Origin of the sequence: 'Nostoc azollae' 0708 (genome assembly GCF_000196515.1) — a bacterium.
Lineage (GTDB): Bacteria > Cyanobacteriota > Cyanobacteriia > Cyanobacteriales > Nostocaceae > Trichormus_B > Trichormus_B azollae.
Window position 1 is genome coordinate 311,375 of sequence record NC_014248.1, and the last position, 15,963, is coordinate 327,337.

At 39.6% G+C, this 15,963-nt stretch carries 14 protein-coding genes; 4 read left to right on the forward strand and 10 right to left on the reverse strand.

Annotated features, from left to right (window positions below; all coding sequences use genetic code 11):
• Positions 1–253: 253 nt before the first annotated feature.
• Positions 254–424, reverse strand: coding sequence for a helix-turn-helix domain-containing protein (locus AAZO_RS36310; protein WP_228371432.1), 171 nt, complete (start codon positions 422–424; stop codon positions 254–256).
• A 522-nt stretch (positions 425–946) separates the two neighbouring features.
• On the opposite strand from AAZO_RS36310, the gene AAZO_RS01475 reads away from it, so the two are divergent.
• The gene (locus AAZO_RS01475) at positions 947–1,906 is read left to right on the forward strand and encodes a glycosyltransferase family 9 protein (protein ID WP_013189915.1); all 960 of its coding nucleotides are present in this window, start codon (positions 947–949) and stop codon (positions 1,904–1,906) included.
• Positions 1,907–2,015: 109 nt separating this feature from the next.
• Here the strand turns inward: AAZO_RS01475 and AAZO_RS01480 are convergent, their stop codons facing one another.
• Entirely contained in the window at positions 2,016–2,510 is a 495-nt protein-coding gene (locus AAZO_RS01480) for a CRR6 family NdhI maturation factor (RefSeq protein ID WP_013189916.1), read from the reverse strand.
• A gap of 437 nt (positions 2,511–2,947) precedes the next feature.
• Between AAZO_RS01480 and AAZO_RS01485 the strand changes: the two genes are divergently transcribed.
• Both AAZO_RS01485 and AAZO_RS01490 read left to right on the forward strand, forming a co-directional pair.
• Entirely contained in the window at positions 2,948–3,385 is a 438-nt protein-coding gene (locus tag AAZO_RS01485) for a Fur family transcriptional regulator (protein ID WP_013189917.1), read from the forward strand.
• 123 nt (positions 3,386–3,508) lie between these two features.
• Positions 3,509–5,257 carry a DUF3685 domain-containing protein gene (locus tag AAZO_RS01490; RefSeq protein WP_013189918.1) on the forward strand — a complete coding sequence of 583 codons (1,749 nt, stop codon included), beginning with the start codon at positions 3,509–3,511 and terminating at the stop codon, positions 5,255–5,257.
• A 41-nt stretch (positions 5,258–5,298) separates the two neighbouring features.
• Here AAZO_RS01490 and AAZO_RS01495 read toward each other — a convergent pair whose 3' ends face one another.
• From AAZO_RS01495 to pilM, 7 genes are all read right to left on the reverse strand, one after another.
• Entirely contained in the window at positions 5,299–6,804 is a 1,506-nt protein-coding gene (locus tag AAZO_RS01495; RefSeq protein ID WP_013189919.1) for a dihydrolipoyl dehydrogenase family protein, read from the reverse strand.
• Positions 6,805–6,871: 67 nt separating this feature from the next.
• Positions 6,872–7,966 (reverse strand): threonine-phosphate decarboxylase CobD, encoded by a 1,095-nt coding sequence (gene cobD, locus AAZO_RS01500; protein WP_013189920.1) that lies wholly within the window; start codon positions 7,964–7,966, stop codon positions 6,872–6,874.
• A gap of 26 nt (positions 7,967–7,992) precedes the next feature.
• A complete protein-coding gene (locus tag AAZO_RS01505) occupies positions 7,993–8,277 on the reverse strand; it encodes an HU family DNA-binding protein (RefSeq protein ID WP_013189921.1) in 285 nt (94 codons plus the stop codon).
• A 495-nt stretch (positions 8,278–8,772) separates the two neighbouring features.
• Positions 8,773–11,229, reverse strand: a complete 2,457-nt coding sequence (locus tag AAZO_RS01510) for a type IV pilus secretin family protein (RefSeq protein ID WP_013189922.1) — start codon at positions 11,227–11,229, stop codon at positions 8,773–8,775.
• A gap of 139 nt (positions 11,230–11,368) precedes the next feature.
• Positions 11,369–12,148 carry a GspMb/PilO family protein gene (locus tag AAZO_RS01515; RefSeq protein ID WP_013189923.1) on the reverse strand — a complete coding sequence of 260 codons (780 nt, stop codon included), beginning with the start codon at positions 12,146–12,148 and terminating at the stop codon, positions 11,369–11,371.
• Positions 12,145–12,954: a PilN domain-containing protein gene (locus AAZO_RS01520; RefSeq protein ID WP_013189924.1), complete on the reverse strand. Its 810-nt coding sequence runs from the start codon at positions 12,952–12,954 to the stop codon at positions 12,145–12,147. Before AAZO_RS01520 ends, AAZO_RS01515 begins: the two co-directional genes overlap by 4 nt.
• A 4-nt stretch (positions 12,955–12,958) precedes the next feature.
• The gene (pilM, locus tag AAZO_RS01525) at positions 12,959–14,083 is read right to left on the reverse strand and encodes a type IV pilus assembly protein PilM (RefSeq protein ID WP_013189925.1); all 1,125 of its coding nucleotides are present in this window, start codon (positions 14,081–14,083) and stop codon (positions 12,959–12,961) included.
• 214 nt (positions 14,084–14,297) lie between these two features.
• Here pilM and AAZO_RS01530 point away from each other — a divergent pair, with 214 nt between their 5' ends.
• Entirely contained in the window at positions 14,298–15,596 is a 1,299-nt protein-coding gene (locus AAZO_RS01530) for an ABC transporter substrate-binding protein (protein WP_013189926.1), read from the forward strand.
• A 226-nt stretch (positions 15,597–15,822) separates the two neighbouring features.
• On the opposite strand, the gene AAZO_RS34745 is transcribed toward AAZO_RS01530, so the two are convergent.
• Complete coding sequence (locus tag AAZO_RS34745; protein ID WP_187289578.1) at positions 15,823–15,960, reverse strand: hypothetical protein; 138 nt, start codon at positions 15,958–15,960, stop codon at positions 15,823–15,825.
• Between the last annotated feature and the right edge of the window lie 3 nt (positions 15,961–15,963).

The following is a 15,963-nucleotide window of genomic DNA, read 5'->3' on the forward strand; positions in this document are numbered from 1 at the left end:
GTAAGAATTACTTGTGAGTAAATTGGGGAATTCAGGGGAAATCTTTGTTGAGGTACGCAGAATATTTTTACAAGTCTAATGACCTATTCAACAAAAATACCCTTGGTGGAAAACTCTTTATTTCCTGCCTTTTGTTCTGAGTCGCCATGGCATAATCACTATCATGTTTTTCTACCTGTTCAAGGAGACTAGCAGGGAAAACATTTCCTAATATCTATAGCCAGTAATGAAATGTGTCCTTTGCTTCCGTTTTCTATATACCGAAATGCAAACCTAAAACCTCAAATGTTGGCATTTTCCTCCAATAGAATAAGGATAGACATACCTGTTGTTTTATCTCTAGTTTCCCTTTCCCCCCTGCTCCTTTCTGATTTATACCTATGTTTTTACTTTCTATGTCACCTTGAAGTTTTTTATGCTGCATTTCACCTTGGGCTAACAAGTCTTGAAACTGATGGTTAGTTATTCCCAGTATTTGTTTTCTACGATGTGGATATTCTCGAATATAGTTAATTTAGTAGATTTTTCCTTTTGCTACACCCTCAAAATTCCCTTCTACCATTTTTTTCACACCAAGTTAATTTTCCTACCTCTCCACTAATTATACTACTTCAATTAGTAGAGAGGTAGGAACTTCCTTTGAATATCTTAACGATATCACCAGAAATCCCCTGGATTTGAAAGATTTACCTACGCCGTCCTTAATTGCTGGGATTAATTTATCATTTATTTTTATGCACTTCATTGCGGTTATAGCCATTGTATCAGCCATTTGATTGATTATGGTTAAGATCTGCTGAATTTCATCAAAAAAAGGGAGCCTGAATCAGTTCCTATTTCACCCTGTTCTTGAACAGCTTATTCTGATGTAGTAATTTAAAAGTCAAACGATATTACCTATATTCCCCTAAAATAAGGAGCAATAAGCGTCAATAATATATTATTTATGCGAGTAGTAGCTTTTGTACCTGGTTCAATTAGTGACCAAATTCTCTTTTTTCCCACTTTGGATGATCTGAAGCGTTATTATCCCGACGCACAGATAGATGTCATTGTGGAATCCCAGTCAAAGGCTGCCTACCGACTGAGCAAGTCAGTTCACGAGGTATTGACCTTTGATTACAGCGATCACAACAGTCTAGCAGATTGGGGTAACTTAGTTGGTACGATTCGCGATCGCGAATATGATGTCGCTATGACTACTGGAGAAAGTTGGTTTATAGGTTTATTTCTCTGGTTGACTGGAATTCCCACACGCATTGGCTACAAAGGGAAAGGTGCAGGTTTTCTCACCAACACCATCAGGCGAAATACATCCCAATATGTAGCAGCGATGTATCATGATCTATTAAAACCTGTGGGCATTAAAACACCTTGTCCAGAGTTAACAGCTAATGTCCCTAAACCTGATATTCAATGGGCGCAACAAGAACAAAAACGTTTAGGTATCCATGAAACAGGTTACATCCTAATCTATGGTGGCTCTAGCCATTCGTCCCAAATTGATGGCGCAGATACAAGCTATCCTATAGCGAGTTGGCAGCAAATTATCCAAGATTGTCAACACAAACAGCCGGAGTTACCGATAGTGCTGATTAAAGAAGCTGATGATGAGAATTTTGTGCGTGTGCTTCTGGAATCTTGTTCAAATCTCAAAATCACCTCTCCTGATGATATTGGCAAATTAACCGCCATAATTAGTGGTGCTAGTTTAATGTTGTCTATCGAGAATGGGCCGCTACAACTTGCGGTCGCTGTACAAACATATACTATCGCTCTACTGAGTTCTACAGATGCAGACAAGTTATTACCAAAAAGTGATAAATTCCTAGCAATTAAATCCCATAGCGGAAAAACAGTAGATATTCCACCTCCAACGGTTTTAGAAAAAATCTGGGGTGGTTGACCACCGCTTTGCTTCAATTCAAAATTAGAGTATGGGGCATGGGACAGAGGAGTGAATTAGTAATTACGAATTGCCTATCCCTGACAGAAGCCGGAGGCATTATTACGAATTACGAATTACTTTTTTCAATCATTTCAAAGAAAGCATCTTCTAATTCATAACCCAGGATTTGTGCTAGAGACTTGAGCCGAAATTGAGTAGGGATACTTTGCTGTTTTAACCAATCGCTCAAAATAAAAATTTTCTGCATCAAGAAGATTTCTAAAGCTTCAGGGTTGTACTGTATACCTTCTTTAGAACTAAACTGATGAGGTACTAGCATGGCAGAGTAACGAGCTAATTCTCCAGCTTTCCAGTCTAGTAAAAATGGCAACCATGGATACTTTGCATCTAAACGCACAAACCACAACCTTACCTCTGGAATTTCTGAAAGCTCCCGTGGATCATTGGCTTCCCGTGCGTAGCTAATTTCAAAGCATAATTGCTGTTCATAGGATGTAATGGATTCCTCATGCAGGAGTGGTTCAATTACCGTTAGTGCAGGTGACAAATCCAGATTGTTGATGGAGTCGTTTTTGAGGTTGATTGTGATTGTTGTTGTCATTGACTGTTGGGTGCTTTCTTGATGGATCAAAAATAAGATCGACAATACACAGTAGCAGTTTTTAGGACTTGATGCTACTGTCTATTTACTGATGGTGCTGCTCCCTGGACTTTGGGGTAATATCCTACACATTTATTTTATCTTTGGTGTTAAATTTTTTTGTATTTTTAGTCTTTTTACCTACAAAAAAATACACCTGCCCTAACCTGGACATTTGCAGCCTTTATAAGCTAAAGTTGTAATGACTTTGTTTTAGATTGAAGATGTGACAATACAACTGTTAATCAACAGCGAACCCTGCTCAAGCCTGTGATTAATAAGACATTAAATGACAAATACACAGGTACAAGCAAAACAGTTGTATGTAATATCCGGGCATAGGAAAAATAACAATCGTCATTGAAGGGGAAAGATATCCCCATACTGAAAACTGAAATATGCAAAAGCCAGCTATTTCTACAAAAGCAATTAGTTCCTTAGAAGATGCTCTCCATCGGTGTCAAATGCTGGGTATGCGCGTCAGCCGCCAGCGCCGTTTTATTCTAGAATTACTTTGGCAAGCGAATGAACATCTTTCTGCTAGAGAGATATATGATCGCTTAAACCAACAAGGTAAAGAGATTGGTCATACTTCTGTTTATCAAAATTTAGAAGCCTTATCCAGTCAAGGTATTATTGAGTGTATTGAACATTGCGACGGGCGTTTATACGGCAATATTAATGATGCTCATAGCCATGTTAACTGTGTGGATACAAATCAAATCCTGGACGTACATATAGAACTACCAGCAGAGTTAATTCAGCAGGTTGAAGCACAAACAGGAGTAAAGATTATTGCCTACACTATTAATTTCTTTGGACATCGTAACTCATAGGAAACAAGGGTGACAGGTGACAAGAGTGTGGGGAGATGAGGGGAATAATGTATTGCGTTCTGCGTTTTGCCTTTTTCCACTGACAAGAGATGCTTGGAAAGTCTATATGTATTTGACTTGACTATGAGCGATCACCCTTTAGCCTTAAAATTATTGTTAATCGACCCGGATCCCATCTTTCGTCTAGGATTAAGGGTAGCTCTAGAAACAATCCCCCATCTACAAATTTTGGCCGATGTTCCTACACATACCGCAGCTTTACAGGTGTTAGCGGAAATTGCAGCTTCAGACCTTAACCAAGTAAATTTAATAGTTTTAGAGTTAGGGAATGGAATTTCTATAGACTCTCAACAGTTGGGTTTGCAATTTTGCAGACAACTCAAAGCTTTATATTCTCATATTCCTATTTTGCTTCTGAGTTCTGTTTCTACACAAGAAATGCTGTTAGCGGCACAGAATACAGGTGTAAATGGCTATTGTCCCAAAGGTATATCCATTTCTGAATTAGTTCCCATCATGGAAGAACTAGTAAATGGTGGTTATTATTGGTTGGGAACAACAGGAATAGTAAACTCTTCATCATCTCATTTACCTTTTGCTAAACTACGGAATCATATCCGTTTCTCAGGAATTAACCACATTAATCATACCCTCACCGCAGTCACCACCCAATTAAAAATACCTGGACTGCCTCTATTAGATAAAGCTATTCTCGCAGGACATCGCCGAGAATTGTTAGCTGCGCAATGGCTGGTTAATCACTTATTAGCTGCACCAGAAGAAAGACAACCAACACAAACATCTCCACCACTACCATTATCTATTCCTTATCCTAACCTGATTGCTAAACCAGAATCACAACAGATACAAACTTTTGTACCGCCTTTACTGAGTCCCAAAGCACTACAATCTACGCTATTTGCATCCTGTATTAATAAACTCCAATTCCCTTTACCAAATGTCACAGATATACCTTTAGAAATTGATATTTTACGGGAAGACAAAAAAAGGCAGTTACTTTATATTATCTTACAACAAGTATCTAAACAACTAAATAAACTGCGTAAATCCGAAGTTAAAATTCAGCAATTATCTGACTTAAAAAATCAAATATTAAATAATTTATGGCAATCGGCAATTAAAGATTTTTATATCCAGTTATCTCAAATCAATGTAGGAGATATAGATATAGAAATAGTGAATTTCTTATTAAATAATGCAGTCGGTGTAGAAACTGAAATTTTAAATAAAATTCCTTTAGTTGAGGAATTATTTTCTTATTTACTTTGCCAAACAGATTTATATATTGATAATATATCATATTCGGCTGGTAGTGAACCAGCAAATTCCCAAGGATCAATGATTTTGGAGAACTTATTGATTCAGATTGCTAATGGGGTATTACAACCATTATTAAATTCTCTGGCAGACGTAGAAACGATTAAACAAAATTTATATGATCGTCACTTTATCTCTACCAGAGAAATTGAACGATTTAGAAATAATTTATCTTGGAAATACAGATTAAATAATTATGTTAATGAACCACAAGCAATTTTTGAAAGTCGCTATGAACTATTCGTATTTGCACCTCGTGGTATTGCTAAAATATCAATTTACTCACCTCGTAATCAGGAATTAGCAAAGCTTTCTGGTGTGCCACTAATGGTGACATTACTGCTAGAACTCCGGGATGCGATCACACCTCGTTTACAATCTCTATTATCTTTTGTAGGAAATGGAATTGTTTTCATACTAACACAAATAATTGGTCGGGGTTTAGGTTTAATTGGACGTGGTGTTCTACAAGGCATCGGTAGCGTTGCTTTAACAGAAAAAACCCAAAAGCGTCAGAAAGAACGAACCAAATAATTACAGAAAACTCTCTGCGTTCCTCCGCGTTAAAAAAAATCCTATAAATTCCAATCACGACGAAAATGGAAGAAACTTTGTAGAAATTCTTGTAACCTGTGGTTTTTAGAAAGTTTTATATTACTCCATTCTCGTACAGTTTGTTCTAATGTTTCCGAGAAACTGGGATAAACAGCAGCTATTTTTGCTAAATGCTGAATTTTCAGATTTTGCGACATTGCCAAAGCAATTAAATTAATTAACTCTCCTGCGGCTGTACCCAATATAGAACATCCCAAAATTTTGCCATTTTCTAAGGAAGTTAGTTTACAAATACCTGTAATATTGTCTTGAACTTGGGCTGCTGCTAGTGTTTTAAAATATTGTCTTAAAACTAAAACTTCCTGTTTACCATATTGGCGTTTAGCTTGCAATTCTGTTAACCCCACTTGGGCTACCATTGGTTGAGAAGATATCATCCAAGGAATATAATTATAATTAACTGCCAATCTCGGAAAGAATAGAGCATTGTTGACAGCGATTTTGGCTTCATAATTAGCGATATTGGCAATATCATAACCACCTATAACATCACCACAAGCATAAATGCGTTGATTTGTAGTTTGTAGTTTGTCATTAACCACTAAACCGCGTGGACGACATTTTACTCCTACTGCTGTTAAATTCAAATTTCCTATATTTGGTTGTTGTCCAGTAGCAACTAAAATTTCATCAGTTTCAATGGCTTTATCTCCAGCTTGAACCCATTTTTTATCTTCAACTTGTCGCACTTGAGTGACTATTATTTGATTCAAGACACACACACCATCAGCTTCTAATTGTGCTATCAATAACTGGGCTAATTCTGGGTCAAGATGAGAGAAAACGCTGGGATGATTAAATATCAGAGTGATATTGCAACCTAAACGGGCTAAAGTTTGCGCAATTTCCATACTTTGAGGTAACCCACCAAGAATTACCCAATTTTTTGGCGGATTAGGTTTTTCTAACGATTGCCAAATATTAGTAAGAGTTACATAACCAGTGGTTTTCAAACCTGCAATGTCGGGAATTTTGGAAAGCGAACCACAAGCAAGTAAATAGGTACGCGCGTTTAAAATTCGGTTATTAACTGCAAAACTAAGTTGGGGAGAAGATGAAAATTCACCATTACCAATAATGACATCAACTCCTTGAGTAGCTAAATTAGCGAGAGAATTAACTTGGTTGAGATTTGTAGTGATCGCATCAGCATACATTATCGCTTGTTTCCAAGGGTTAATGTAGCGGGCTTGATGTATTGATATTTCTGATTTGTCAGCTAGTATTGTATCGCTATTCGTCCCATTTAATTCAGTATCTGGTTGTGTAATAATTCCCAAATCTGCGACATCAAGGCAATGCTGCATCATTTTAGCAATTTCACTGAGTGCGTAATGATAATTAAATTCATAGTTGACTTGAGGCTGTACCAAGGCAACTTTGGCCTGTAGTTGGGTTGCCGTTAAGGCAGCGTAGTATCCAATTATACTGCCACCAACAATTACGACATCATAATCAATTTTCATTGGTCATTGGGCATTGGGCATTGGGCATTGGGCATTGGGCATTAGGAAAATTACTACCCCATCTCGCTCATCTCCCCCAGTCCCCATACTGATAACTGATAACTGATTTAAGGGCTGTTAGCAAGCGTTGGTTATCAGATTCCGAACGGACAGCGATGCGGAAAAAGTGATCGCCCAATTCTTTAAAGCTAAGACAATCACGAATAAAAACCTGGTGCTGTTGAAGTAATTTTGTTTGTAACTCAGAGGTAGACTGTTGAGACTCTACTAATAGGTAATTAACAGCGCCTTCTAGGGGGTTTAATCCCGGAAGTTGGACTAAACCTTGAAAAAGTTGATTGCGTGCGTCTGGTAGCCATTTCCAGCTTAGTTGTTGAAATTCTGTATCTTGAAGTGCTGCTATGGCTGCGGCTGCGGCTAAGATATTTACTGGCCAAGGATCTCGCCATGATTGCCATTTAGCCAGACGGTCAGGGTGAGCGATCACATATCCTAACCTTAACCCCGGTAAACTGTAAAATTTTGTGAGCGATCGTAATATCACCAAATTCTCATATTCCTGCACCAACCCAATCAAGCTTTGTTCCTCATCAGGAGGGAGAAAATCCATAAACGCCTCATCCACCACCACCAAAGCAAAATCTTCCAGGTAGGGCAAAATCTCATCTCGTAAAAATAACTTCCCTGTCGGGTTGTGAGGATTATTTAGCAACAAACCACAATTTCTAGACAAGGGAAAAGAGGAAGAAATCTTTCCCAGTCCCCAGTCCCTAATCCCCAAATTAACGGGAAACTCCAGCACTTTAGCATTGTAAGCCGCTAGGGTGCGGTAATAGTCACCAAAGGCTGGAGTAATTAACATTGTTGCCGCTAAATGCGCCAATTCTCTACCTACTAAAGTTAGTAATTCTGCTGAACCATTGCCAGGCAAAATCCACTCAAGAGGTATTTTATGAAAGCGACCCAGAGATAGTTTGAGTTCCCTATAATCTGGGTCTGGATAGTGCTTAAGATTAGCAAATTGGGACGTGATCGCAGCAATAACGCTGTTTGGTGGTCCCAACGGGCTGATGCTGGCAGAAAAATCAACAATAGCATCAGGGGGACAGCCAGCTAATGCCGCTGCCCAAACTAAATTTCCCCCGTGTGCTTTTTCCCGCATCAAAAATGGATTTGCTAGAACAGAACCTACTCTTTTGGGGGTGCTACCCTTTCTCTAAATAGTTTCCCAGCAGAGAAGGCAGGAACCTTAGTTGCCGGTATTTCCATTTTCTCATTTGTTTTTGGGTTGCGACCTTCACGAGCTTTGCGTTCCCGTGATTCAAAAGAACCAAATCCCACCAAAGTGACTTTATCACCAGAGGCAACAGCCTCAATAATAGTTTCTATGGCCGCACTTAAGACAGCATCTGCTTGTTTTTTAGTCACACTAGCCTTTTCAGCCACTGCATCAACTAATTCGCCCTTGTTCATAATCAAACTCCTTGAGGTTTACTTGGGATTTACGTAAAGATGTGATAGATGACATCTTTACGTAAATCTCTGTTGGCAGAATTACAAAAATCGTCCCTTAAGAGTATTTACACTCAAAACCGCTGTAAATCCGATTGGCTCGACTTTTCAATGAATCATTCTAAGGTGTTGTAGCCAGAAGTGAACAGATGAAAGCATTAATTTATATAGATTTCAGGATCTATTGTGTTTTTTGCTTCATTGTTGCCCTGGAAACACCCTATTTTTAGGAATAAAAACTTACTAGGCACTGGGGATTGGGGATTGGGTATTGGGGATAAAGATTATTTTTTTCTTTAGAACTAAAATGATAGTAGTGTTTTGAGGTTACAGAGTCAGGAAATGTTACATAGCGCAGCATTGTTTTTACAATGCAGTGAGAACTACTCTAGACAAAGAAGGATGGATCATATTTGAAATACCCGAATGATCTAAAAATTCGGGTATCTGCACAACTTAACGATTATTAGGAACCTTCAACCCACGACGCTCCAGGATTTGTCGCACCTGTGAACTAGGATTGTAGTTATAACCATAAGCAGAACGCTCCGAGTCATCCATTACCTGCGGTGTGAGTAACACAATTACCTCCCTACGTTCATTCTGTCTGTTTGTTTTTCTAAACAGCGACCCAAGCAGAGGAATATCACCCAAGATAGGCAGCTTGGAAATAGTAGTTCGGTCTTGGTCTTGAATAATGCCGGATAAAATCAGGGTTTGACCATCTCGTAAGCGAAGTATACCAGATTGAAGACTTCTGGCTGCTAATAAGGCAATATTGCCATCAGGAGTTGATGCACTATTAGCAAATGCAGATACAGTTGGTGCAACAGACAAGGACACGAAACCATTGTCATCAATCCTCTCTACTTTAACTGCTAGAGTTAAACCCGCTTCCTTGATGATTGGTTCTCTCAGTGTGTCGGTGATTCTAATACCTCCGTATACTTCTGAGGTTAACTTAACTACAGCATCCTGTCCTTCCTGCACAATTAAGGTTGGATCAGTCAAAATCTTCGCATTCCCAGTTTGTACCTGAGCCTGTAAACTTGCAAGGAAACGTTTGGGGAATTTGTACAGAGAAGGTAAAGATGCTGTTGCTGTGCCAGCAGTACCTTGTGTTACGCTTGTAGTTCCATCTGCATTGATAGTGATGATATTATTTGTTGATTGAGTAATTGATGTAAAACCTGGTTGTAGGGGATTACTCGATGCCGATGAAATGGGTGTAAATGTAGTAGCATCTGTGTTAGGGATTACTTTAATACCTCCGGGTGCAAGTGTAGTGCCATCCCCTAGAGGCACTACACTTGCAGATTGGTTAATAATTGTTGTACCGGGACCTGCACCTGTAAGCGTTGTAGATTCAGTGGTACTTAAGAAAGGCTCTCCTGTAATTGGATTTGTGATCACAGGTGTGTCAGTGATACTATTTGCCACTTCACTACTGGTAGCTGGTCTAGAACCACCAAAATTAAAAGTTGCTGCACCCCCGTCATTAGAGAAGTAATTATCACCAATCCCAAAGGAAAAGCTAGAGGTATAGTCTTGAATACCTAAAAGGTTGACATCAATAATTTTGACGTTGACCACAACTTGACGACGACGGACATCAAGTTGAGTGAGTTGAGATATTGCCATCTCAACTATTTTTGGATTTCCAACTAAGGTGACAGAATTTGTCCGTTCGTCTCCTGATGCTTGTAACCCTCTGAGTAAGGGTACTGAATCTTTGTAGTCAATTCGTTGCGTCTCAATTTTTGTTTCTGTAGTGGTCTGAGTTTGGGTAATTGCGGCATTAGCAGCACTACCTACAGGCACAGCATTCACGCTAGTAACCAGTCTTTCACGGCTAACAGCGCTTTCTGCACCCAAGGCAACTAAAAAATTTAAAGCAACACCAACCGTTACCTGATTCAGCCGCAAACTCCGCATGACATTATCACGGGTGGAATTAGGCAATTTAGCCCCGACAAAAATCGTTCTCCCACTGCGGTTAGCTTCTAAAGCACTCAAACGCAAAACGTAATTAAATACATCTTGCACTGCTTCATTTTCAATATCCAGAGAAATCGTTTGACTGGTGGTAGCAGCCAGTTGGCCTCCCGCAGGTGGTGTTGCTGCTGCTCCTTCGCTGCCTATATAAGCTACGTTCATACCAGCAGCACGAGCCAGCAGTGATAAAACTTCTCTAACTGGCGCATCTCGCAATACTAAACGCGGCACTCGTTCCTGAGTTCCTAAATCAATACTGGTAGGAGAAGTATCAATGTTAGATACTGTAATATCTCCTACTGGGGGAGCAACAGCTCTGGGCAAGAAGGGAGGTGCTTGGTTGTAAGGTTGATTAGGTCCTGCTGGTTGTGCAGGTTTTCCATCAATTGTTACTTCTGGGTTAGGAACTAGCACTTCTATCTTTTTGCCTGGTTCGACTGGAGTAGCAGCAGGGGTTATAGGTACTGCTGCGGTAGTATCTGTATTTGGTGTTATAGATGTTGTCGCGTCTCTGCTAGAAGTAAAGCTCAGGGTCAGACTGTTATCTTGACGCATGACGGGTTTACTATTAGGAGCGGTATCATTACCAGTGACCGTCACACGCACACTATTAGCATTTAATTGATTTACTTCTACCGATGCTATTCCGGGGGCGGGGTTTTCTTGGCGGAAATTATTACCTTGCAGTAAAAGCAATTTGGTATTAATAATATCTGCGACTAGGGCGTTACCACGCTGTGTGGTAAATACTTGGGGCTTCTCACCAGCAGAGGTCTTTAAAATGACACTAATTCCTCCCTCAGCAGGACTTAGTTGTACTTGAGTAATTTGAGTGGTCTGTGCCGAAGCTGGCTGGGCTGCTAAGAGTACACAAGCAGTTGCACTTGAGATTAAAACATTACTATGAACTTGTTTCACAGTTCATTCCTCACACTAAATAAAAACCAGTATGTATGTTTAGTGGTTAACCAATTAACCAGAACTTAGAAATTAACCGAGTGTGAATTGAATTTACATTTAAGTTGATCTCATCAGCACTCAAGAATTTTGATGGTTACTACTTGGCTGGGGGAGCAGCTTTTGCTGCTAATTCTGCGGCTTCTTCTGCTGTCAATGGCATTAATGCGACTAGGTCAAAAGACGTTGACAGTTTGCCTATTCCAGTCCGCACTGCTTTCTTTTTTTCATCATTTGCTTTGTCTACCTCTGGTGGTACCAATTTTGAATCATAGTTTTGAACAAGTAATAAAGGCTGTAAACGCTCAATATTACGCATTATTGACTGGGTTTGTTCAAAATTACCTTCAATTTCCACCTTAACAACTCTGCGTTTAAGCTTATTGTTAACTTTTTCTCCCAGACTGTTATCAGCAATTATTTCTGCTTTATCTGCTGCTGGTACAAACCGTTTGAGTTTGGCTCTTATGGCATCATTAGCAGTGATTTGAGCATTGCTAGAATCTACTAAGCGACTGGTATCCATCAATAAAGTATCCAAACTTCTTTCATTGGCAAACAAGCCTAAAACTTGGATTTGCTGCTTCTTGACATCAGCTAATTCTGTCTTTACTTTGTCAGCTTGTTTGGCTTGGAGTCTTTTTTGGTCAACTTGCCCTTGCAGTTCGGTGCTTTTGGTTTGTAACTGCTGAAAGTTATCCCAAGCGGGCATGACCATATTCAGTATCATATAAACGGCGGCAAGAAATCCTATACCGCCCACCGATCCACCAATAATCTGTGGTGTTAAAGTGATACCAAATACAGATCGATAGGATGATGCCGCATCATCAAAGTTGGTATTCTGTTGAGAAAAACTTAAATCATCACTCAGTGTCATTTAGCGATCGCTCCTGTTTCTTGGAGGCTACGAATCCTCTTTACTAATCCGACTGTGCCTTTTTGTTCTAATTCACGAATTAATTCCGATGCTGGTACATTACTGAGACTAGCTTTAATAGTGTACTTAACCACTTGTGGTGGTTTGAATTTAACCCCAGATGTATCTTGAGATTTATTTTCAGGTGGAACAGCACCAGTGATAGCAGGTGCATCAATTAACTCTGCTGTACTAATTCCGCTTTCTGCGGCATTCAACAAGTTAGATTGTCCCATAGTTAGTAGAAAGTCATTAACATCACTAAAAGAGCGTGCATAGCCATTAATTTCTAATATCCCCGCAGGATTACTAGGTTTTGGACTTGTAACAGTGGCAGTGGCAGCCAGTGCTTGAATCACAGGTGGTATTTGCCTGATATTTTCAACTTGTACACTTGGGGGAATGCGAGCGCGCAAATCTTGTAACATCGCTGACCAGGGACGGATCTGATCAAACACAGTCACCAAAGCTTGTGTTTGGTCTTGGACACCTGCCATTTCATCCTTTATTTTCTTAATGTCGGCTATTTTACCGTCTAACTCCTTACCTTCCTGATCTAGTTTTGCTATTTTTTGTTCTAATCCAGAACTTTGTGCTTGTAAAATCCAAAAACCACCAAATACCAAAGCTGGGAAACATAAACCTACACCCACTCCCAAAAACACTGGTATTAAATCTTCCAGATTAATTGGTTGTCTGACAGGTTGATTCTCATTAAACTCAATAGACGCTCTGTCTCTAAGAAAGTTAATATCCAGACTATACATCTTGTTATCCCTCCCGCATTGCTAAACCCAGTATTATCCCCAATCCAGGACGTTGCACGGGTGGATATTTTTCGGCTTCTACTTGCAAGGACAAATCCCTAATTGGATCTATTTGAGTAGTAGGAAAACCTAATCTTTGAGTAAAGAACTCATCTAGCTGTTGGAGTCCTCCTCCAGTCCCAGCTAGTAGAATCTGCGCCACTTCTAAACCTTCACTCTGATTAATGTAAAAATCTATAGAACGACGCAGTTCATCTGATAATTCTCCCAGTATTTTTAACATAGGTCCCATACCAGGATTAACACCAGTAGTCCCAGTCCTACCCACATCCATAGAATTTGTAGGAATAGTCATGCCCATCAACATATCCATATCTCGTGATGTGGGTAAATTCATTGCCCTTGATAGAGCTGCTTGCAGTTGATATGTACCTATAGGTACTGTACGGGAAAATTGTGGTACTCCATTGATAATAATAGCAATTTCAGTACTGTCAAACTCGATATCAACTAATACAGCGGCTTCTTGGGGTCCGAATAGCCTTAACTGGTCTCGAATAGTCCGAATCAGGGCAAAACTGTTAATTTCTAAAACATCAACTTTTAATCCTGCTTCAGCAAAAGTGTTAATATAGGTATCTGTTATTTCCTTACGAGTGGCAACTAAAAGCACTTGTACTTTTTCAATACCATCCTCATCCACAAAATACCCCAATTTCTGATAATCTACATCAGCTTCTTCTCGTGGATAGGGTAGATATAGTGCAGCCTCATGGTTAAGCACCATCTCCCGCAACTCTTTATTATCCAACTCTGCTGGAACAGGAATCACACGCACAATAGCATCTCGTCCGGGGATACAAGTGGCAACACGGGAAGCTTTAATTTTACTTTCAGCCATTCCCTGTTGGATGATTTCCGCCATCCTAGGAGGATCGTTAATTTGACCATCAACAACTATCCCCTCTGGAACTGGTATGGTGGTCAAAGATTCTATTTTTAAGCCTTGGCGTTGCTTACATAGGTGAACTATATTCATTCGTTCTGGTGCAAGCTCAATGCCAACACCTTTATTAGATTTCCCAAGGATATTACTGAGATTACTAAGATTGCTTAAGACGTTTACCACAGTTTTACCTGCTAGATTGCTAAATGGAATATTTTTAAAATAAGGAATTCAGGAGGCAAAAAGAGGTTATCCTTCCTGTACACCCCTATACCCTTACACCCCATCACCTGTCTCTAATAACTGATGTGTTCTTAGTAAGTAATCTATATAGCTTATAATCTCGACATTTCTGCATAAGTTTTTCACCCCTTTTAATCGTAAAAATATTACCACGATGATTCGATTACAAAAATTCAAACAACTAACTGTTTGGGTAATGCTTGGCTTACTTACCAGTTGGATAGTAAGTTGCAGCACAGACAATGTGGGAACAATTTCAAAACCAGTGACTTCAGAAGTGACAAAGATTGAGTTTTGGACAATGCAACTCCAACCTCAATTTACCAACTACTTCCAAAGCCTGATTACAAGCTTTGAATCCCAAAACCCCAGTATCAAAGTTAAATGGGTAGATGTGCCTTGGTCTGCAATGGAGAACAAAATTTTAACAGCTGTCTCCGCAAAAACGCCACCAGATGTTGTTAACCTTAACCCAGATTTTGCATCCCAACTGGCAGGACGAAATGCCTGGTTAGATTTGGATGAAAAAGTTCCAAGTGAAGTTAGTTCCTCCTATTTGCCTAATATTTGGCAAGCTAGTACCTTGAATGGCAAGACTTTTGGCATTCCCTGGTATCTCACCACAAGGTTAACTATTTATAACACTGATTTGTTAAAACAAGCTGGTATCACAAAACCACCTGCAACTTATACAGAATTAGCGCAAGAGGCACAACAAATTAAAGATAAAACTGGTAAATACGCCTTTTTTGCTACTTTTGTACCCCAAGATTCTGGTGAGGTTTTGGAATCATTTGTACAGATGGGAGTTACTCTGGTCAATGCTGAGGGTAAAGCGGCTTTTAATTCACCACAAGGAAAAGCAGCTTTTCAGTATTGGGTATATCTGTATAAGAAAGGATTACTACCTAAAGAATCATTAACACAAGGCCACCGTCATGCAATTGATTTATACCAATCAGGGGAAACAGCATTTTTAGCTTCGGGTCCTGAGTTTTTGGAGACGATATCAAATAATGCACCCAAAATTTCTCAAGCTTCTGCTATAGCACCTCAAATTACAGGAGATACAGGGAAGAAAAATGTCGCTGTCATGAACATAGTTATTCCCCGTGCCAGCAAACAACCTGATGCAGCAGTGAAATTTGCCTTATTTGTTACTAATGACGAAAATCAATTAGCTTTTGCTAAAGCTGCTAATGTTTTACCTTCAACAGTTACAGCACTTGCTGATAGTTATTTTAAAGAAGTTCCTGCTACTGCTACCATTGCGGAAAAGGGACGTATTATCAGCGCCCAACAGATGCAAACAGCAGAGGTTTTAACTCCGAAAATGAAGGATTTTAAATTTTTACAAAAGGCAATTTATGAAAATCTCCAAGCTGCAATGTTAGGACAAAAAACGGTCGATAAAGCTCTAGAAGATGCAGCGCAACAGTGGAATAATCGGTGATTGTAGATTGGGGATTGGGGACTGGGAAGATGAGGATGATGGGGGTGATGGGGAAGTAATTTTCCTAATGCCCCATGCCCCATGCCCAATACCTAATTAGGGCTTGTTGAATAAACCTCAGACCTGGATGAATCGATAGTTTAAGGGTTATTTAAGGTGGATAAGATGCAGGAAATAAGCCTTGATACCATGAAAACTCAAACACTTTTTCAGATTCTAGATTCTTCTAAATCCTCCTCTTCTTCCTTCTGACTCCTGACTCCTGACTCCTGACTCCTGACTCCTGACTCCTGACTCCTGACTCCTGACTCCTGACTCCTGACTCCTGACTCCTGACTCCTGACTCCTGACTCCTAATCGTCACGAA

Excerpts from the sequence above, each read along its gene's own strand:
- AAZO_RS36310 (WP_228371432.1), bottom strand. The coding sequence starts at position 424 with ATGCAGCATAAAAAACTTCAAGGTGACATAGAAAGTAAAAACATAGGT.
- AAZO_RS01520 (WP_013189924.1), bottom strand. The coding sequence starts at position 12,954 with ATGTATAGTCTGGATATTAACTTTCTTAGAGACAGAGCGTCTATTGAG.
- AAZO_RS01480 (WP_013189916.1), bottom strand. The coding sequence starts at position 2,510 with ATGACAACAACAATCACAATCAACCTCAAAAACGACTCCATCAACAAT.
- AAZO_RS01505 (WP_013189921.1), bottom strand. The coding sequence starts at position 8,277 with ATGAACAAGGGCGAATTAGTTGATGCAGTGGCTGAAAAGGCTAGTGTG.
- AAZO_RS01485 (WP_013189917.1), top strand. The coding sequence starts at position 2,948 with ATGCAAAAGCCAGCTATTTCTACAAAAGCAATTAGTTCCTTAGAAGAT.
- AAZO_RS01495 (WP_013189919.1), bottom strand. The coding sequence starts at position 6,804 with ATGAAAATTGATTATGATGTCGTAATTGTTGGTGGCAGTATAATTGGA.
- AAZO_RS01515 (WP_013189923.1), bottom strand. The coding sequence starts at position 12,148 with ATGACACTGAGTGATGATTTAAGTTTTTCTCAACAGAATACCAACTTT.
- cobD (WP_013189920.1), bottom strand. The coding sequence starts at position 7,966 with ATGCGGGAAAAAGCACACGGGGGAAATTTAGTTTGGGCAGCGGCATTA.
- AAZO_RS01475 (WP_013189915.1), top strand. The coding sequence starts at position 947 with ATGCGAGTAGTAGCTTTTGTACCTGGTTCAATTAGTGACCAAATTCTC.
- AAZO_RS01490 (WP_013189918.1), top strand. The coding sequence starts at position 3,509 with ATGAGCGATCACCCTTTAGCCTTAAAATTATTGTTAATCGACCCGGAT.
- AAZO_RS01530 (WP_013189926.1), top strand. The coding sequence starts at position 14,298 with ATGATTCGATTACAAAAATTCAAACAACTAACTGTTTGGGTAATGCTT.